1 protein-coding gene and 1 pseudogene are annotated in these 601 nt (G+C 35.8%); both read left to right on the forward strand.

What is annotated here, in order from left to right; all coding sequences use genetic code 11:
• Positions 1-135 precede the first annotated feature (135 nt).
• Positions 136-315, forward strand: a complete 180-nt coding sequence (locus tag BTR25_RS27950; protein ID WP_075690941.1) for a transposase — start codon at positions 136-138, stop codon at positions 313-315.
• Positions 296-601, forward strand: a pseudogene (locus BTR25_RS26800) (transposase); the annotation flags it as partial. The gene BTR25_RS27950 and the pseudogene BTR25_RS26800, both read left to right, overlap by 20 nt.

Below are 601 nucleotides of genomic sequence, written 5' to 3' on the forward strand. Positions count from 1 at the left end.
CGCTCCTGCGGGGTCTCACCCTGACCTTCTAGTCCCGCAGGAGTCTACGTGCCTTCCACGCAATTCAACAGAGTTTAAATCTATAGTGTACAGCTCTCTACATAATTAAAAATTAAATAATAAGTGGTGAAATATATGTTTAAACCAAAAGTATCAACCCAAAATGAATTTGAATTTGTAACTATTGATGACTTGGTTCCTGACAATCACCTTCTCCGTTTAATTGATAAACATATTGATTTTTCTTTTCTTCTTGAAAAGGTACGCCCCTATTATAGTGATGATAATGGACGCCCTTACGACCCCGATTTGTAAGGGATTATCTGACCGTAATATCTTTGGAGTAATTGCCCATAGAAGATATCATCCTACTACTGGTTTATTCCCAAAATGGAAATTTACATATGATAAAGAACGAGATTTATACGTTTGTCCTAATGATCAAGAATTAAACTACAGTACAACAAATCGTGAAGGTTATAAAGAATATAAATCTAATTCAAAGAAATGCGGAAACTGTCCACTTCTTTCCCAATGTACTCGTTCCAAAAATAAGGTAAAGGTAGTAACACGTCATGTTTGGGAAGAGCACAAGGAAAAG

Source organism: Bacillus sp. MRMR6 (genome assembly GCF_001940785.1).
Taxonomy (GTDB): Bacteria; Bacillota; Bacilli; order Bacillales; family Cytobacillaceae; genus Neobacillus.